Source organism: Streptomyces sp. DF42 (assembly GCF_058267695.1).
Map to the genome: position 1 here is coordinate 9,136,530 of NZ_CM177859.1, position 15,346 is coordinate 9,151,875.

The 15,346-nt window shown below is 70.9% G+C and carries 13 protein-coding genes; 5 read left to right on the forward strand and 8 right to left on the reverse strand.

Annotated features, from left to right (window positions below):
- Positions 1-100: 100 nt before the first annotated feature.
- On the reverse strand, positions 101-646 hold the full coding sequence (locus ACYUED_RS41920; RefSeq protein ID WP_266528963.1) for a sigma-70 family RNA polymerase sigma factor: 546 nt from the start codon (positions 644-646) through the stop codon (positions 101-103).
- Between the two features lie 234 nt (positions 647-880).
- Here ACYUED_RS41920 and ACYUED_RS41925 point away from each other — a divergent pair, with 234 nt between their 5' ends.
- Positions 881-2,041: a CapA family protein gene (locus tag ACYUED_RS41925; protein ID WP_491289633.1), complete on the forward strand. Its 1,161-nt coding sequence runs from the start codon at positions 881-883 to the stop codon at positions 2,039-2,041.
- A 28-nt stretch (positions 2,042-2,069) separates the two neighbouring features.
- Here the strand turns inward: ACYUED_RS41925 and ACYUED_RS41930 are convergent, their stop codons facing one another.
- The 3 genes from ACYUED_RS41930 to ACYUED_RS41940 all read right to left on the reverse strand — a co-directional run bounded on the left by ACYUED_RS41930 (position 2,070) and on the right by ACYUED_RS41940 (position 5,712).
- Positions 2,070-2,714, reverse strand: coding sequence for a hypothetical protein (locus ACYUED_RS41930; RefSeq protein ID WP_491289634.1), 645 nt, complete (start codon positions 2,712-2,714; stop codon positions 2,070-2,072).
- Between the two features lie 452 nt (positions 2,715-3,166).
- Complete coding sequence (locus ACYUED_RS41935) at positions 3,167-4,579, reverse strand: amino acid permease (protein WP_491289635.1); 1,413 nt, start codon at positions 4,577-4,579, stop codon at positions 3,167-3,169.
- Between the two features lie 671 nt (positions 4,580-5,250).
- Positions 5,251-5,712, reverse strand: coding sequence for a universal stress protein (locus ACYUED_RS41940; RefSeq protein ID WP_491289636.1), 462 nt, complete (start codon positions 5,710-5,712; stop codon positions 5,251-5,253).
- Positions 5,713-5,802: 90 nt separating this feature from the next.
- On the opposite strand from ACYUED_RS41940, the gene lysX reads away from it, so the two are divergent.
- Positions 5,803-9,081: a bifunctional lysylphosphatidylglycerol synthetase/lysine--tRNA ligase LysX gene (gene lysX / locus ACYUED_RS41945; protein WP_491289637.1), complete on the forward strand. Its 3,279-nt coding sequence runs from the start codon at positions 5,803-5,805 to the stop codon at positions 9,079-9,081.
- A 186-nt stretch (positions 9,082-9,267) separates the two neighbouring features.
- Positions 9,268-10,134 (forward strand): polysaccharide deacetylase family protein, encoded by an 867-nt coding sequence (locus ACYUED_RS41950; RefSeq protein WP_491289638.1) that lies wholly within the window; start codon positions 9,268-9,270, stop codon positions 10,132-10,134.
- Positions 10,135-10,165: 31 nt separating this feature from the next.
- On the opposite strand, the gene ACYUED_RS41955 is transcribed toward ACYUED_RS41950, so the two are convergent.
- Complete coding sequence (locus ACYUED_RS41955; protein WP_491289639.1) at positions 10,166-10,831, reverse strand: class F sortase; 666 nt, start codon at positions 10,829-10,831, stop codon at positions 10,166-10,168.
- Positions 10,832-11,162: 331 nt separating this feature from the next.
- Between ACYUED_RS41955 and ACYUED_RS41960 the strand changes: the two genes are divergently transcribed.
- A complete protein-coding gene (locus ACYUED_RS41960; RefSeq protein WP_491289640.1) occupies positions 11,163-11,657 on the forward strand; it encodes a hypothetical protein in 495 nt (164 codons plus the stop codon).
- Between the two features lie 75 nt (positions 11,658-11,732).
- Here the strand turns inward: ACYUED_RS41960 and ACYUED_RS41965 are convergent, their stop codons facing one another.
- The 3 genes from ACYUED_RS41965 to ACYUED_RS41975 all read right to left on the reverse strand — a co-directional run bounded on the left by ACYUED_RS41965 (position 11,733) and on the right by ACYUED_RS41975 (position 13,886).
- Positions 11,733-12,287 (reverse strand): hypothetical protein, encoded by a 555-nt coding sequence (locus tag ACYUED_RS41965; protein WP_491289641.1) that lies wholly within the window; start codon positions 12,285-12,287, stop codon positions 11,733-11,735.
- A gap of 197 nt (positions 12,288-12,484) precedes the next feature.
- Positions 12,485-13,249, reverse strand: a complete 765-nt coding sequence (locus tag ACYUED_RS41970; RefSeq protein WP_491289642.1) for a bestrophin-like domain — start codon at positions 13,247-13,249, stop codon at positions 12,485-12,487.
- 16 nt (positions 13,250-13,265) lie between these two features.
- Positions 13,266-13,886, reverse strand: a complete 621-nt coding sequence (locus tag ACYUED_RS41975) for a hypothetical protein (protein ID WP_491289643.1) — start codon at positions 13,884-13,886, stop codon at positions 13,266-13,268.
- Positions 13,887-14,160: 274 nt separating this feature from the next.
- Between ACYUED_RS41975 and ACYUED_RS41980 the strand changes: the two genes are divergently transcribed.
- Positions 14,161-15,120, forward strand: coding sequence for an SCO0930 family lipoprotein (locus ACYUED_RS41980; RefSeq protein WP_491289644.1), 960 nt, complete (start codon positions 14,161-14,163; stop codon positions 15,118-15,120).
- Positions 15,121-15,346 lie beyond the last annotated feature (226 nt).

The following is a 15,346-nucleotide window of genomic DNA, read 5'->3' on the forward strand; positions in this document are numbered from 1 at the left end:
GCCCCCGAGCCCCCAGTCCGGAACACGGATGAGGACAGCTGATTGCTCAACCGGGGTCCTCAGCAAGGCGCTTTACGGAGGTTTGACTCAGCCGTCGGTTTCACCGCAGGTCGGCCGCATATCCCGGAAGCACCCGGCGCAGGGCGCGCAGCGCGTAGTACGCGCGGGACTTCACGGTACCCGCAGGGATTCCGAGGGTTTCGGCGGCTTCCGCAACACTCGCCCCCTGGAAGTACACGAGCACCAGGACTTCACGGTGCTCCGGAGTGAGTGTCTTCACAGCCTCGCGTACGTCGAGGGCGGCTGCCGCCCGCTCCGCGTGGTCGCCGATCACCCGGGCGTTCTCCAGGATCGCGTCCCCGACCTCGGGCGGCCGCGCCTGCCGGGCCCGCCGCGCGTCGATGGCGAGCCGTCGTCCGACAGTCATGAGCCACGGCCTTACGGACTCGAAGTCGTCGGCGCGCAGCGCCTCGGGATGCTGCCAGGCGCGCACGAGGGTCTCCTGCACGAGGTCCTCGGCGCGCTGCCGGTCGCCGTCGCAGAGCCGGAGCAGGAGCGCGAAGAGGGGCCGACCGTGCTCCCGCTGCAGCGCGGCGAGCTCGTGGTCGGCGGTCAGCCCGTTCGTGAGGGTGGTTCCGGCCGTCATGGGCGTATGGCATCGCAGGGGACCGATTTGGGACAGGGGCCGCACCGGGCTCTGCGGCGGACGGTCGATCGCGTCGACGAACGGTTCGACGAGCGGTTCCGGACACCGCCGGACGCGGCCCCGGAGGCCTCTTCACGGGCGCCGGACGGGCTAATCGGTGGGCCGGGGTTGTTTGGGGGCGCCTAGAAGTTCGTACCTATTTGTCCGTAAATAGGACCACAGTGGGGTGAGCTGATGATTGCACGCAGACGACAGGTTGCCCTGGCCCTGACGGCCCTGCTGGCAGCGGGCGCCGCCTGCCAGGCCCGGCACCACCAACCGTCCACCGCCGTACGGCCGGCCCCCGCGCCGGCCCAGCCCGCGGCCCGCGGATTCACGCTGGTCGCCTCCGGTGACGTCCTCCCGCACAGCACGGTCATCGACCATGCGCATTTCGACGCCGGCGACACCGGCTACGACTTCCGTCCGATGCTCTCCGGCGTCGAGCCCGTCGTCTCCCGCGCCGATCTGGCGCTGTGTCACATGGAGACCGTCTACGGGGCGAACGGCGACTACACCGACAACCCCGTCTTCAAGTCCCCGCCCGAGATCGCCCAGGGTCTGGCCGCGACCGGCTACGACGGCTGCTCCACGGCCTCCGAACACAGTCTCGACGACGGAGTCGACGGCGTCCGCCGCACTCTCGACGCCCTCGACCGCGCGGGTGTGCGGCACACCGGTTCGGCGCGCACCGAGGCCGAGGCGCGCACCGTCACGGTCCTGCGCGCGGGCCCCGCCAAGGTCGCCCACCTCGCCTACACCTTCGACACCAACGGCCATCCGCTGCCGCAGGGCCAGCCGTGGGCCGTGAACCTGATGAACGAGAACAGCATCGTCACGGACGCCCGGGCGGCCCGGCGGGCGGGTGCCGACGTGGTGGTCGTCTCCCTGCACTGGGGCACCGAATGGCAGGATGCGCCCGACGCACAACAGCTCGCGTTGTCCCAGCAGTTGACGGCCTCCCGCACGGGCGGCCGCCCCGACGTGGATCTCATCCTCGGCACCCATGCCCACGTCCCGCAGGCGTACGAGAAGGTCAACGGCACCTGGGTCGTCTACGGCATGGGCGATCAGATCGCCGGCGAGATGACCAACAACGCCGGAGCACAGGACCCGCGCGGCAACGAGTCCACCCTCGGCCGCTTCACCTTCACCCGGCCCGCCCGGCCGGGCGGCCGCTGGGAGGTCACCAAGGCGGAGTTCATTCCGCAGATGTTCGACGTCGACGCCGGACGGGTGGTGAACCTCAACCAGGCGCTCGCCCAGGGCGCGGAGGTGAAGGCCGCACGCGACGCGATCCGGGACGTGGTGCTCAGCCGGGGCGCCGCGAAGGACGGGCTGACGATGGGGCAGTAGGCCCGACCACGCCCACGCGGGCCGCCTCTCAGGACGGGCTCGGGGAGGCCGATGCCGACGAGCGGCCCGGCGTGGGCGACGCGGGCGGGTAGCTGGGGTGCAGCGAGGGAGAGAGCGGAGCCAGCGACCTGCACATCGAGGTCGGGAACGCCGGTTCCCTGCGCTGCACGGTGCGGCAGCCGCCGGCTGCGCCCTCGACGATCGGCACCCAGCCGGACTTCTGCGCCTTGAAGAACCAGCGGTCGCCCAGCCGGGACGAGCAGCCGGGGGCCGCGTCGTGGTCGTCGCAGGCCGGCCCCGTCCGCCAGGAGAAGTCCATCACCAGCCACCTGGCGTCGCAGTCCTGGGAGTCCCGGTAGGTGTGCGCGGGCGCGTCGACCGCGATCAGGGCCTGGTCGTAGGAGGCGGCCGTGCAGCCGGTGGCCGGTGGCGTGCAGCCAAGCCGCCCGCACAGCCGCAGCGCGGGCGGCTTGGCGCCGTCGGCGGTGAACTGGGTGTAGTGGTCGACGACCACCTTCCGGTCACCCAGGGGGACGGGCAGCCGGACCCGTGTCGTGGCCACCCGCTCCTCGGTGCACCCCGAACGCCGGTCCCCCGACGGCGAGTAGAAGGTGACCTGCACCCGCACGAGGTCCTGCACGGGGTCGGTGAGCACCGCCTTGAGGTCCCGCACGCACGGGTGCTCCCCGCTGGGTACCTGCGCATCGAGGAGCAGTGTGCGGCCGCCGTCGGCGAGCCGGGCCCCGGTGACGGTCGAGGGTGACCCGAGGGTCCACGGGATCGGCCCGGTCGGCGACGCGGACGTCTGCCGACCGGCCGTCTCGGTCCCGCACGCGCCGAGCAACAGTACGGCCAGGGTGCAGAGAGCAGCGGCAATGCCCGCTCCGTACCTCCCACGTGACAGCAAGAGTGCTCAATCCCCCCGTACGGCACCGGCGTTGCTCCACGCCACAGCAGACTCTAGTGCCGCGCCAGTCAAGGTTTGCCCGTCAAGGAGCGGCGTCCGGTGCGTGCTCTCGGCGTGCCGGCCGGAAGTCCTCGTACTGGACGTACTTGGGCTTTCGGCCGGTGCGGCGAGAGTGCGTGCCGGGCGTCGCGACGGGGCGAACCTTGACTGACGCGGCACTAGCGGCGGGCCAGTTCCGACCGCTTGTAGGAGTACCCGAAGTAGATCCCCACCCCGATCAGGAACCACACGGCGAACCGCACCCAGGTCTGCCACTGCAGATACGTGATCAGCCAGATCGAGGCGACGACACCCAGCGCCGGCACGAACGGCATCCACGGTGTCCGGAAGGTGCGCGGCAGATCCGGCCGCCGGTAGCGGAGCACGACCACCGCCGTGCACACCACCACGAACGCCAACAGGATGCCGATGTTGGTCAGTTCGGCCGCCTCACCGATCGGCAGGAACCCGGCGATGACCGCCGACGCCACCCCGACGATCCACGTCACGCGCGTCGGCACCCGCCGCGTCGGGTGCGTCTTCGCGAACCACTTGGGCAGCAGCCCGTCCCGGGACATCGAGAACCACACCCGGGTCACGCCCAGCATGAACGTGAACATCACGGTCAGGATGCCGATGATCGCGCCCACCGCGATCACGTCCGCGAGGCCGCCGAGCCCCACCGACTTGAACGCCGTGGAGAAGCCGCTCTCCTTGTCGATGTCCTTGTAGTTCTGCATGCCGGTCAGCACCAGGCACGCGGCCACGTACAGGATCATCGAGATGATCAGCGAGTAGATGATCGCCTTCGGCATGTGCCGCTGCGCGTCCTTGGACTCCTCGGCCGCCGTTGACATGGCGTCGTAGCCGAAGACCGCGAAGAACACGGTCGCCGCACCGGTGAAGGCCCCGCCGACCCCGTACGGGAAGAACGGGTGGTAGTTGCCGGTGTGGATGTGGAACACGCCGACGGCGATCACCAGCAGCACGACCAAGACCTTCAGCACCACCACGACGGTCTCGAAGCGGGCAGCGCTCTTGATGCCGAGGTTCAGCAGATACGCGATCAGCAGGCACAGCACGGCCGCGAACAGGTCGACCCTGTGGCCGCCACCCGTACTCGGCGCGCCCAGCATCCACTTCGGCAGCTCGGCGCCCATGTCCTCGACCAGGAAGCTGAAGTAACCGGAGATGCCGATCGCGACCACCGCCACGATCGCCGTGTACTCCAGCAGCAGGTCCCAGCCGATGAACCAGCCGGCGAACTCACCGAGCACCGCGTAGCCGTACGTGTAGGCCGACCCGGCCTTCGGTATGAGCCCCGCGAACTCGGCGTACGACAACGCCGCCGCGGCGCTCGCGAGGCCGGCGATGAGGAAGGAGACGAGGACTGCGGGCCCCGCCGTACCGTTGGCCACCGTACCGGCGAGGGTGAAGATGCCCGCGCCGATGATGCCGCCCACGCCGATCGCGGTCAGCTGCCAGAGCCCCAACGACCGGTCAAGGCCGGCGCCCTCACCGCCTTGCGTCTCCTCGATCTCCTCGATCGGTTTGCGGCGGAGAATCCCCTCGCCCATGCGGAGCCGGGCCATGCGCCTCACCTCTTCACGTTCGGCAACGGCTGACGGCCGATCATGATGGCCCAACTGTTCCCGGGAGGGAAGAGACCGCGCAGATATGTGGAGGGGCCATCTGAACTGAACGGCTGTTCAGGACGGAGGGCTCCGCAGTAGTTTCGTGCGCAACCACTCGCATCGCTCGCGGAGTACCTCGAATGAGCTGCGGCAAACGGGCACTGACGCCCCTTCAGGCCTCTCCGGCACCGTCCGCCGTCCACGGGCACGGAGCCGACCGCAGCCCAGGCCGGGCAGTGATAGCGGGGCCGGGCAGGCGGACGGCATCTTCCGGATCCGCGCCACCCCGGCCCAACAGGCGGCAACCGCAAGGGCGTTGGACGCCTCCCGCGCCTTCTGCTCGCGCCGGTTGAAGGAGAAGGCGGCCCATGTCACCGACCTCACCTGAAGCGGCTGCGTCGCCTGCGGAGAGGCGGAGACCGCGGGGGAGAGGGACGGCTCGGAGATCTTCACCGGCTGCCCCGACATCCTCGCGGACGACCCCGCGTCATCGAGCGCGGCCCTGCCACGGCCCCACGCCCCGGCACCCCGACCGCACCACGACGAAAATGATCGAAGCGGACAACCGCAGGGCCGTCCTCGCGAAGCCGCGTGAGGAGGCCGTATCCCCTTGGCCGGTGAGGTGACGCCTACGGCACCACGGTCACCGGCCACCGTCCGGCCTTCACCAGCCGGATGGCCACCGATCCGACGATCCGGTGCCCTGCCTGCTCCGAAGCGCCCACCACCACCGCGTCCGCCTTCAGCTCGTCGGCCGCCTTGACCAGGCCGCCGTACGGGTCACCGCGGAAGGTGTGGAACTCCCAGCGGAGGTCGAATATCCCCTTCGTCCGCTCGGTCGCGTCCCGGATCTGGGCGACCAGGTCCTCGGCGATCTCGTCCGTCGTCTCCGCGACCGGCACTCCCATGGCCGCGCCGGCGGCCATCACCGGCTGCACGTACACGACGGCGAGCAGCGCATGCTGGCGCCGGGCCAGGCCACCGGCATATGCCGCGGCGCGCAGCGAGGAGTCGGAGCCATCCACCCCGACCACGATGACCTTGGGCCCGTCGGTGCCCCGCTCGAACTGGTGCGAGTGCTGTTCCGTCACGGCTGCGAGGCTATCGGAAGCCCCAGGTCCCCCCGTCATGAGGGACCTCTCGACGGGCGAGGCGGCCCCGCCCTTCCTACAGTCGGAACCATGAGTGCCACAGCGGAGGCCTCCCCGCCCAAGGACACCACCGGCCGGACACGGCCGCCCGGCCACGGGCCGATGAGCAAGGTGCCCGAGGCCTTCGCGGCCTTCTTCGGCGCCCTCGGACTGCTCTGCGTGCTGCTGGCCCTCATCCCACCGCTGCGCGCCCTGCTGCGCCCGGTGGTCCGCTTCCTCGACCTGCTCATCGTCCCGGTCAGCGCCAATCTCGCCTACGCCGTCTTCCTCTTCCTGCTCGCCGCCGCGACCGCCGCCCGCAAGAAGATCGCCTGGTGGCTGGTCGTCGTCTACCTGGGACTGCTGGTCCTCGACGACGTCCTCGGCGTGCTGGTGGGCCTGTACGCCCAGTCCATCCCCTCCCTCGTCGTCTGCTCCCTCGCGCTGACCCTGCTGATCGTCGCCCGCCGGGAGTTCTACGCCGCCTCCCGCCGCGCCGCCGTCCGCCGCGCCCTGCTCGTGCTCCTCGCCGGGCTCGCCCTCGGCATCCTCGCCGGCTGGGGCCTGGTGGAGCTGTTCCCCGGCACGCTCCCACGCGGCCAGCGCCTGCCATGGGCCGCCAACCGGGTCCTGGGCGGCCTCGTCTCGGGCCGTTCCTTCGACGGGCACCCACCCAGGGCCCTGTTCTTCCTGCTCGGCCTGTTCGGCGCCCTCGCCCTGCTGAACGCCGCCTCCACCCTGTTCCGTTCGCAGCGCATGGAATCCGCCCTGCACGGTGACGAGGAGCCCCGCATCCGCGCCCTTCTGGGGGCCTACGGCGAGCAGGACTCCCTCGGCTACTTCGCCACCCGCCGCGACAAGGCCGTCGTCTTCTCACCCAGCGGCAAGGCCGCCGTCACCTACCGCGTCGAGGCCGGCGTCTGCCTCGCCAGCGGCGACCCCGTGGGCGACCGTGAGGCCTGGCCGCACGCCATCGCCGCCTGGCTGGACGTGGCCCGACGGCACGCCTGGGCCCCCGCCGCGATGGGCGCATCGGAGGACGGCGCCACGGCCTTCGCCCGCGCCGGACTCGGCGCGCTGCAACTCGGCGACGAGGCGATCCTGAACGTCGCCGGCTTCGACCTCGACGGCCGCGACATGCGGGTCACCCGGCAGGCTGTGCACCGCGTCCGCCGCACCGGCGCCCACTGCCGCGTCCGCCGCCACGCCACCCTCACCGACGAGGAGATGGAGGCGGTCGTCGACAAGGCCGACGCCTGGCGCGACACCGAGACCGAGCGCGGCTTCTCCATGGCCCTGGACCGCCTCGGCGACCCGGCCGACGGCGACTGCCTCCTCGTCGAAGCCCTCAGTGAGGACGGCCGCCTCCTCGCCCTGCTTTCCTTCGTGCCCTGGGGCCGCGACGGCGTCTCCCTCGACCTGATGCGCCGTGACCGCAGCGCACCCAACGGGGTCATGGAGTTCATGATCGCCGACCTGTGCGCCGCGGCCCCGAAGCTGGGCGTCCGCAGGATCTCCCTCAACTTCGCCGTCTTCCGCTCGGCCTTCGAGGAGGGCGCCCGCATCGGCGCCGGGCCCGTCCTCAGGCTGTGGCGGCGCCTGTTGCTGTTCTTCTCCCGGTGGTGGCAGCTGGAGGCCCTGTACCGCTCCAACGCCAAGTACCACCCCGAGTGGTACCCCCGCTTCATCTGCTACGGCGACACCGGCTCCCTCGCCCGCATCGGCCTGGCCTCCGCCATCGCCGAAGGCTTCGTCTCCGTACCGTCCCTGCGCAAACTCTGGGGAAAGGGGCACCCGAGGGGCGCGTCCAGGCCCGCGACCACCGAGGGCCTGCCGTCGCTGTCGGCGCTCGGCCTCGCCGGAGGGGACGAGGCCGGGCCCGGCGATCCGCATGCCGGCCCGCCCGAACAGGTCCGCATCCGGCACCGCACCCTCGACCGGCTGCGCGCCGACGGCACCGACCCCTACCCCGTCGGCATCCCGCAGCGCACCCACGCCCTCGCTGACGTCCGCGAGGGCGAGAAGGTCACCGTCGCGGGCCGCATCATGCTGGTCCGCGACTTCGGCGGCCTCGTCTTCGCCGTTCTGCGCGACTGGTCCGGCGACCGCCAACTCGCCCTCACCCGTGAGGACTCCGGGCCCGCCCTCGGCCGCTTCACCGCCGACACCGACATCGGCGACCACATCACCGCCACCGGCCGCGCGGGCATCAGCGACAAGGGCGAGCCCACCGTCTTCGTCACCTCCTGGCAGCTCATCGGCAAGTGCCTGCGCCCGCTGCCCGACAAGCGCAAGGGCCTCGCCGACCCCGAGGCCAAGGTCCGCATGCGCTACCTCGACCTGGTCTCCAGCCCCGACGCCCGCGCGGTGATCCGCGCCCGCTCCACCGCCGTACAGGCCCTGCGCCAGGGCCTGTTGGAGCGCGGCTACCTCGAGGTCGAGACGCCGATGCTGCAGCAGATCCACGGCGGCGCCAACGCCCGCCCCTTCACCACCCACATCAACGCCTACGACCTCGACCTCTACCTGCGCATCGCCCCCGAGCTGTATCTGAAGCGGCTGTGCGTCGGCGGGATGGAGAAGGTGTTCGAGCTGGGCCGCACCTTCCGCAACGAGGGCGTCTCCTACAAGCACAACCCCGAGTTCACGATGCTGGAGGCCTACCAGGCCTTCGCCGACTACGACGTGATGCTCGACCTCGCCCGCGAGCTGATCCAGGGCGCGGCCACCGCCGCCTTCGGCTCGCCCATCGCCCACAAGAACGGCACGGTGTACGACATCTCCGGGGCCTGGCCGGTCAAGACGGTCTACGGCGCGATCTCCGAGGCGCTCGGGGAGGAGATCGACGCGGACACGGACCTGGAGGCGCTGCTGGGGCTGTGCGACCGGGCCGGCGTCCCCTACACCGTCGACGACGGCCGCGGCGACGTCGTACTCGAAATGTACGAACGCCTCGTCGAGGAGAAGACGCAACTCCCCACCTTCTACAAGGACTTCCCGACCGACGTCTCCCCGCTCACCCGCCAGCACCGCACCGACCCACGGCTGGCCGAGCGCTGGGACCTGGTCGCCTTCGGCACGGAACTCGGCACCGCCTACTCCGAGTTGACCGACCCCGTCGAACAACGCCGCCGCCTCACCGCCCAGTCCCTGCTGGCCGCCGGGGGAGACCCCGAGGCGATGGAACTCGACGAGGACTTCCTCGACGCCCTCGAATACGCGATGCCGCCCACCGGTGGGCTGGGCATCGGCGTCGACCGGCTGGTCATGTTCCTCACGGGCCTGACGATCCGCGAGACGCTGCCGTTCCCGCTGGTACGCCGCCGCTGACCCCTCACGCCTGCGGTGCGCCCCTCCGGCGCCACCCGGAACCCCCGCACACCGAGAGCGAGTTCGCGCCGCCGTGTCGGCGACACGCCGTGACCGAGCCGGCAGCTTGGGCCAGGCAGGTGGATTTCTGCCGCCGCTTCGGTGTTGCTGGGGAGCGTCGGCCTTCAGGCGGGCGACTGATGAGTCATGAAGAAGGATCAGTTGCTCACACGACGCCGGGCGTTGATCGCCGTCGCCGCCGCTCTGGGCGCGGCCGGCACCGGTGGCGCCCTCGCGCTGAGTGGGGGCGAGGAGCCGGTCCGGCACGCGCCCACCCCCACTGGCCCCACCCCCACTGCCCCCGTCGCCGGCCCCCAGGCCGGCTCCGCGCCCACGCCGTCCGCCTATCGTCTCCAGCCCCTGACCGGGTACGGCGGGCCGCCGCGTGCGGCACCCGGCAGGACGCCCGTGCGGCACGAGCCGTTCCTGCGCATGTCCGGCCGCGGTCGCACGATGGTGCTGACCTTCGACGACGGGCCCGACCCCCGCTACACCCCGCAGATCCTGGACACCCTGGCCGAGCACGACGTCCGCGCCATGTTCTTCGTGTGCGGGGAGATGGCCCTCGACAACCAGGACCTGCTGGCGCGGATGGCCGACGACGGCCACATCGTCGGCAACCACACCTGGACCCACCCCCTGCTGACCCGTCTGAGGCGCTCCCGGATCCGCTCCGAGATGGAGCGCACCAGCGACGTCATCGAGAAGGCGTACGGGGAGCCGCCCGCGTGGTTCCGTGCCCCCTACGGTGCCTGGAACCGCGCGGCCTTCCAACTCGGCGCCGAGATGGGCATGGAGCCCCTCGCCTGGACGGTCGACAGCCTCGACTGGACCACCCCCGGCACCCGCACCATCGTCCACCGCGTCGAGGACGGCGCCGCCCCCGGTGTCGTGGTGCTCTCGCACGACGCCGGGGGCAACCGTTCCCAGAGTGTCCGGGCCCTGCGCACCTATCTGCCGCAACTACTGGCTTCCGGCTACCGCATCACCCTGCCGAGAAGGCGACACGCATAACCGGATTCCGGCCGCACGGTCGGGGGAATCCTCAGCGGACCTCGACCAGGCGCGCGAAGGCGACGACATTCCCGTCGTAACCGTGCTGCTTCGAGAAACCGCCCCCGCAGGTGATGACCCGCAGTTCGGGGCTGCCTTTGGACGCGTAGACGCGGTCGCCGGGGAAGTTGTTCTTGTCGAAGACCTCGATGCCGTAGATCTCGAATACGGCTGTCTTTCCGTCCTTGCGGGCGACCTCGACGCGATTTCCCTTCTTCAGTGCGCCGAGGTTGTAGAAAACGGCAGGGCCCTGCTTGTTGTCGACGTGACCGACCACCACCGCGGTGCCCTTCTCGCCGGGAGAGACACCGCCGGTGAACCAGCCCGCCAGATTCGGGTCCTCCGGGGGCGGCGCCGCGACCCAGCCGTCCGAGTCCAGGCCCACCGGCAGGACCGGCGCGTCGACCCGGATCGTGGGGATCCTGACCCGGTCGGGCAGGGCGTACGGCAGCGGCTGGACGGTGCCCGTGGCGCCGGGGACGCGGCTGTCGGCGGCGGCCGCGGAGGCGGGCTGCGGCGGACCCACGTCGAACTCTCCCGAGCCGTTCCGAATGAGCGCGAGGCCGGTCAGCAGAACAAGCGCTATCACGCCCCAAGGAGCACGCTTCCTCCGCCGCTCCTCCTCTTCAGCCAGTTCGGCCAACTCGGACGCAGACATTCGTTTCCCCTCTCGACGCGGCCGTCGCCCCGCCATTCGCGCATGAGGACAACGCTAGATGCCGCGGGGGAAACCGGCGACGGGACAGAAGCGAACGGGTGGCTTCCACGCGTCGGTGCGCCATCCGAGTCGCGGCGGACCAGGAATTTTCTGACGGTCCGTGACCTGCGGCGATATCCGAATGCGCGGCAAAAGCCCGGCGTGTCCTCTCACCAGGACGGACCATCGCCGAAATGCGGGCGAGTCCAGGGCAACTGAGGGTTTTTCTGGGAGACGCTTTCTCGCCGACAGACCGGGGACGGGCCCCGGGGCGTCTTCCGCGGAGGATCACATGAGTACTCATCGTGCCCTGGCGGTCTCTGCCGTCGCGGTCGCCGCCCTCGGCCTCGCCGCGCCGGTGGCCGTCGCGCGGGACGGCATGAACATCAGCCCGACCAACATCGTCGCCCTGCCCAGTGTCATCGCCCGTGGCGGGCAGTTGACCATCACCGTCGACGGCTGCCCGGGCGGCGGTACGGCGACCTCGGATGCGTTCCAGCCCACGCCTCTGACGCCGGTCAGAAACACCAACACGGCCAGGGGCACCGCGACGGTCAACAGGAACGCGCGGACGGGTTCGCACAGCATCACCGTCAACTGCAACGGCAAGACCCTGACGAACCCGGCCGCCTTCACCGTCATCGGCGGCGTCCAGGGCGGTCTCGGTGGCAGCACCTCCAGCGGGGCGACCCCGACCGACGTGGCCATCGGCGGCGGGCTCGTGGCCGCGGCTGTCGCGGCCGGCGGGGTGTTCTGGTTGCGCCGGAGGTCCGAGAAGCGCATCTGACCCCTTCCGGCAGGACTTCGCCCCGGAACCTGTTGAGGGTTCCGGGGCGAAGTCCTGCCCTCGGGCAGCCTGTCCTCAAGCGTCTTCCTCGCCGTTGCGGCGGCGCGAGAAGTGGTACGCCGCCCCGAACGAGCCCGCGATGAGCGCCGCGCCCATCCCGATCTCCTTGAGGTCGAACCCGGCGATGCTGCCGCCCTCACCGGCGTGCACGCCGCGGCTGGGAGTGACGGGCACCACCGTGGGGTTGACCGGTACGGGCGTCGGGTGGTGCGGGTGGCCGCCGGCGATGGTCAGATCCGTGGAACCGCTGGCACCGTCACAGGTGAACGTCACCCGGTACACGGCGCCCGGCTTGGCGTCCCAGTCGACCTTCGCCTGTGCCCAGGAACTGCCCCGCCGGATGGTGACCGTGTCGAACACCGCCGATCTGACCGTCGCCGGTCCTTTGCAGTCGCCGTCCCGGTTCACATGAAGCGTGACCTGGGCACCGGCCGCGACGGTCGAGGGCAGCACGCTGAAGGCGAAGGGGGTGATGTTGTGGCCGTCGCCTCTGGCGACGGCGGCCGGTGCGGAGAGGGCCAGGGCGCCGAGGCCCAGCAGTCCGGCAGAGGCGACGCGTATCGCGCGCATGGTGTTCCTCCGGTCCCCGAGGAGCAGCTGCGGACCCTTTCCGCTTTCAGGGAAGATGCACCTCGATGACCGAAACGCTAGGAACAGGTGTGCGTGCGCGCGATCGGAGTAGCGCGAATGGGGCAACCGTGTGGGCCGGCCAGGGGACGGTGACGGCGTGGCGCGCGTCCCCCGGCGGTTCGTCGGGTGAGTGCCGGTCAGGACCGGATGTGCGGGAAGAGGTTCAGGAACGGTGACGCCGAGGCGGTGATGCCCCGGGTGTACGGCGCGTCGAAGTCCCAGATGAGGAACAGCAGGAAGGCGATCAGGGCGGAGAACAGCCCGGCGAGGATCAGTTCACGCGTGGTGCGCCGGATCTGCAGGGCGAAGATCATGCCGATGGTGACCACGGCCCCGGCGAGCAGCCCGAACCACACCACGCCCGGCATGGTCGCCCCCATCGAGTCGGCCCGGGCACTGCGGGCCTGGTCCGCCGCGGTGACCTGGTCCAGGAGCGGCTGGTACGCCTGGGCCTCGAAGTCCGTCTTCGGCTGGTAGTCGGTGACGTCCTGGCGGATGCGGGCGAAGAGTTCGTCGCCACGAGAGGTGAGACGGCCGTCGTCGGCCATCGTCTTCCACTCGGTGTTGACGACCTGTCCGACATAGGTGTTGACATCGTCCCGAATCCGGTTGCGTGCGTCGGCCGGATAGACCCGTACCCGCTCCGAGATCTCGTGCAGTGCGACGGCCTCCGCCTGTACGTGGTCCTGGGCGGCGCTGCGTCCCTCCCACACGCCGGCGATGGCCAGGCCCAGGACGATGGCATACACGACGCCGATCCACATGGTCATGTACTCGATGACGTCAGGGGTCTCGTTGGGGTCCTCGTCCTCGGGCGCGGCCCGGTGCCGCACGAAGGTGATGATGACCACGACGGCGCAGGCGGCCAGCATCGCGAGGGTGAGAACAAGCCATTCCGGCAAGAGATGCCTCCAGAACTCAGCGCGGCCGCAGGGCGGCGACGGCGATCACGGCGGGCGCCGTGATGATCAGGACAAAGACGATCGGTGACGCAGCGCCGTGCGACGGCCTCTTGCGCACCGGCGTCCGGTAGTGCGGATAGGTCACCGGGGCCGCGACCGGACGGGGGGTGGGCTTGGCCGACAGCGTCGGAGTGGGGGGCGGAGCCGGAGCCGGAGGGGTCGGCGCGGGCGGGGGAGTCGGGCTCGGGGTCGGGCGTGGTGGCGCGGGCCGCGCAGGCGCCGGAGAGGGCGAGGCGGGCGGCGGTTCGGGTTTCGGGGTCGGCTTCGGCGTGGGTCTCGGCTTTGGGGTGGGCGTGGGCGCCGGAGGGGGTGGCTTCGGCTCGGGCGGTGTCGGCGAGGGCTTGGGTGCCGGTGTGGGGGTCGGTGTCGGCGTCGGCGGGGGGCACACCGGGGGAGTCGGCCAGGACAGGTCTCCGGCGACCGCCACCGCCTGTATGCCGTCCGGGCCGGCCGAGGCGTATGCGCAGGCGTCGGCCGTCGCCGCGCCGGCCGGTGCCCCCACCAGCAGCCAGGTCAGCGCCACCAGCGCCAACGCCCTTGCGGCGAAGGCGGTTTGGGTCGGTTCGGGTCCATACACGACGAAGATCATGAGCCTTGGCGCGCCGAGGCACGCCGGAGCGCGCCGGGATTGGTCCGAACGGGGGATGAAGGGCGTGCGGTGGTTTGACCGGCGTGCACCCGGGCGGCCGTAGATGTGCATGTATGTGCGATATGGAGTGCCGGTGTCGCAGGTTCCGGAAAGAAATGTGTGAGGCGGTTGAACACAACCGCGGGTCCCATTCGTACCCATGCTCGTGCAGCGGAGCAGCAGGGCGCTGCAACACCGTTGTGATTATGGGGAGTTGTTGACGATGAAGACCTCCTGGCGGAGCGCCTCGTATGTGGTGGGCGCCGCGGCCATGCTGGCCCTGACGACGGCGTGCGGCCAGGACAGCGGCACTTCCTCCGTAGGCAGTCAGAACGTCGGGGCCACGGCCGCGGCGGGCGATTACGGCAGCGTCGGCGCCGGCGGCACCACCGCCGCCAGCCCCAGCAACGGCTACGGGGCCGACGGGCAGGGCTCCGCGGCCCAGGCCTCGGCCGCGGGCAAGCTTGCCGTCACCCGGAACGCCGAGCTCGGCAAGGTGCTGACGGACGGCGGTGGTCTGACCCTGTACCGCTTCGACGCGGACACCGCCGAGCCGCCCAAGTCGAGCTGCGACGGCGACTGTGCCAAGACCTGGCCGCCGGTTCCCGCGGACGACGCCACGGCCGGCGCCGGAATCGACAAGGCCCTGCTCGGCGAGGTCACCCGGGCCGACGGCACCAAGCAGCTGACCATCAGCGGCTGGCCCGCGTACCGCTATGCGAAGGACTCCAAGGCCGGGGACATCGCCGGCCAGGGCGTGGGCGGCAAGTGGTTCGCGCTCGCCCCCGACGGCAAGAAGGCCACGCTCGCGAGCCTGCCGGGCCTGTCCGTGCGCACCGACCCCAAGCTCGGCAAGATCGTCGTCGACAAGAACGGCATGACGGTCTACCGCTTCCTGAAGGACGTGGCCTGGCCCAAACCGATCTCCAACTGCACCGGTTCCTGCGCGGAGAAGTGGCCGGCCGTCGCCCCGGTCCAGCCCAACGACACCAAGGGAATCGAGAAGAAGGGCCTGATGGGCTTCACCCGCCCCGACGGTGTCAAGCAGATGACCGTCGACTGCTGGCCGGCGTACACCTTCTCCGGTGACAAGGCGCCCGGGGAGACCAACGGCCAGGGCGTGGGCGGCACGTGGTACGCCATGTCGCCCGACGGAAAGCCGGTCGGCGCGCCGAAGAAGTAGCCGTCACCTCCCCAGGGTTGATTGCACCGGACAGCGCGTACGACCGTGGCCCGCCCCCTCCGCACCGCACGGAGGGGGCGGGCCCCTTTGCGTTGCGCCGCCGGAGGGCCGGGGGTTGGCCCCCGGGGGTGGCGCAGTGCGGGACGAATGCGGCAAGTGCCACAGGCAGTGACCGGGAACGGACGGTCAATTTCCGTTTCGGCTCGCCCCGTTGGCAGGCGATCAG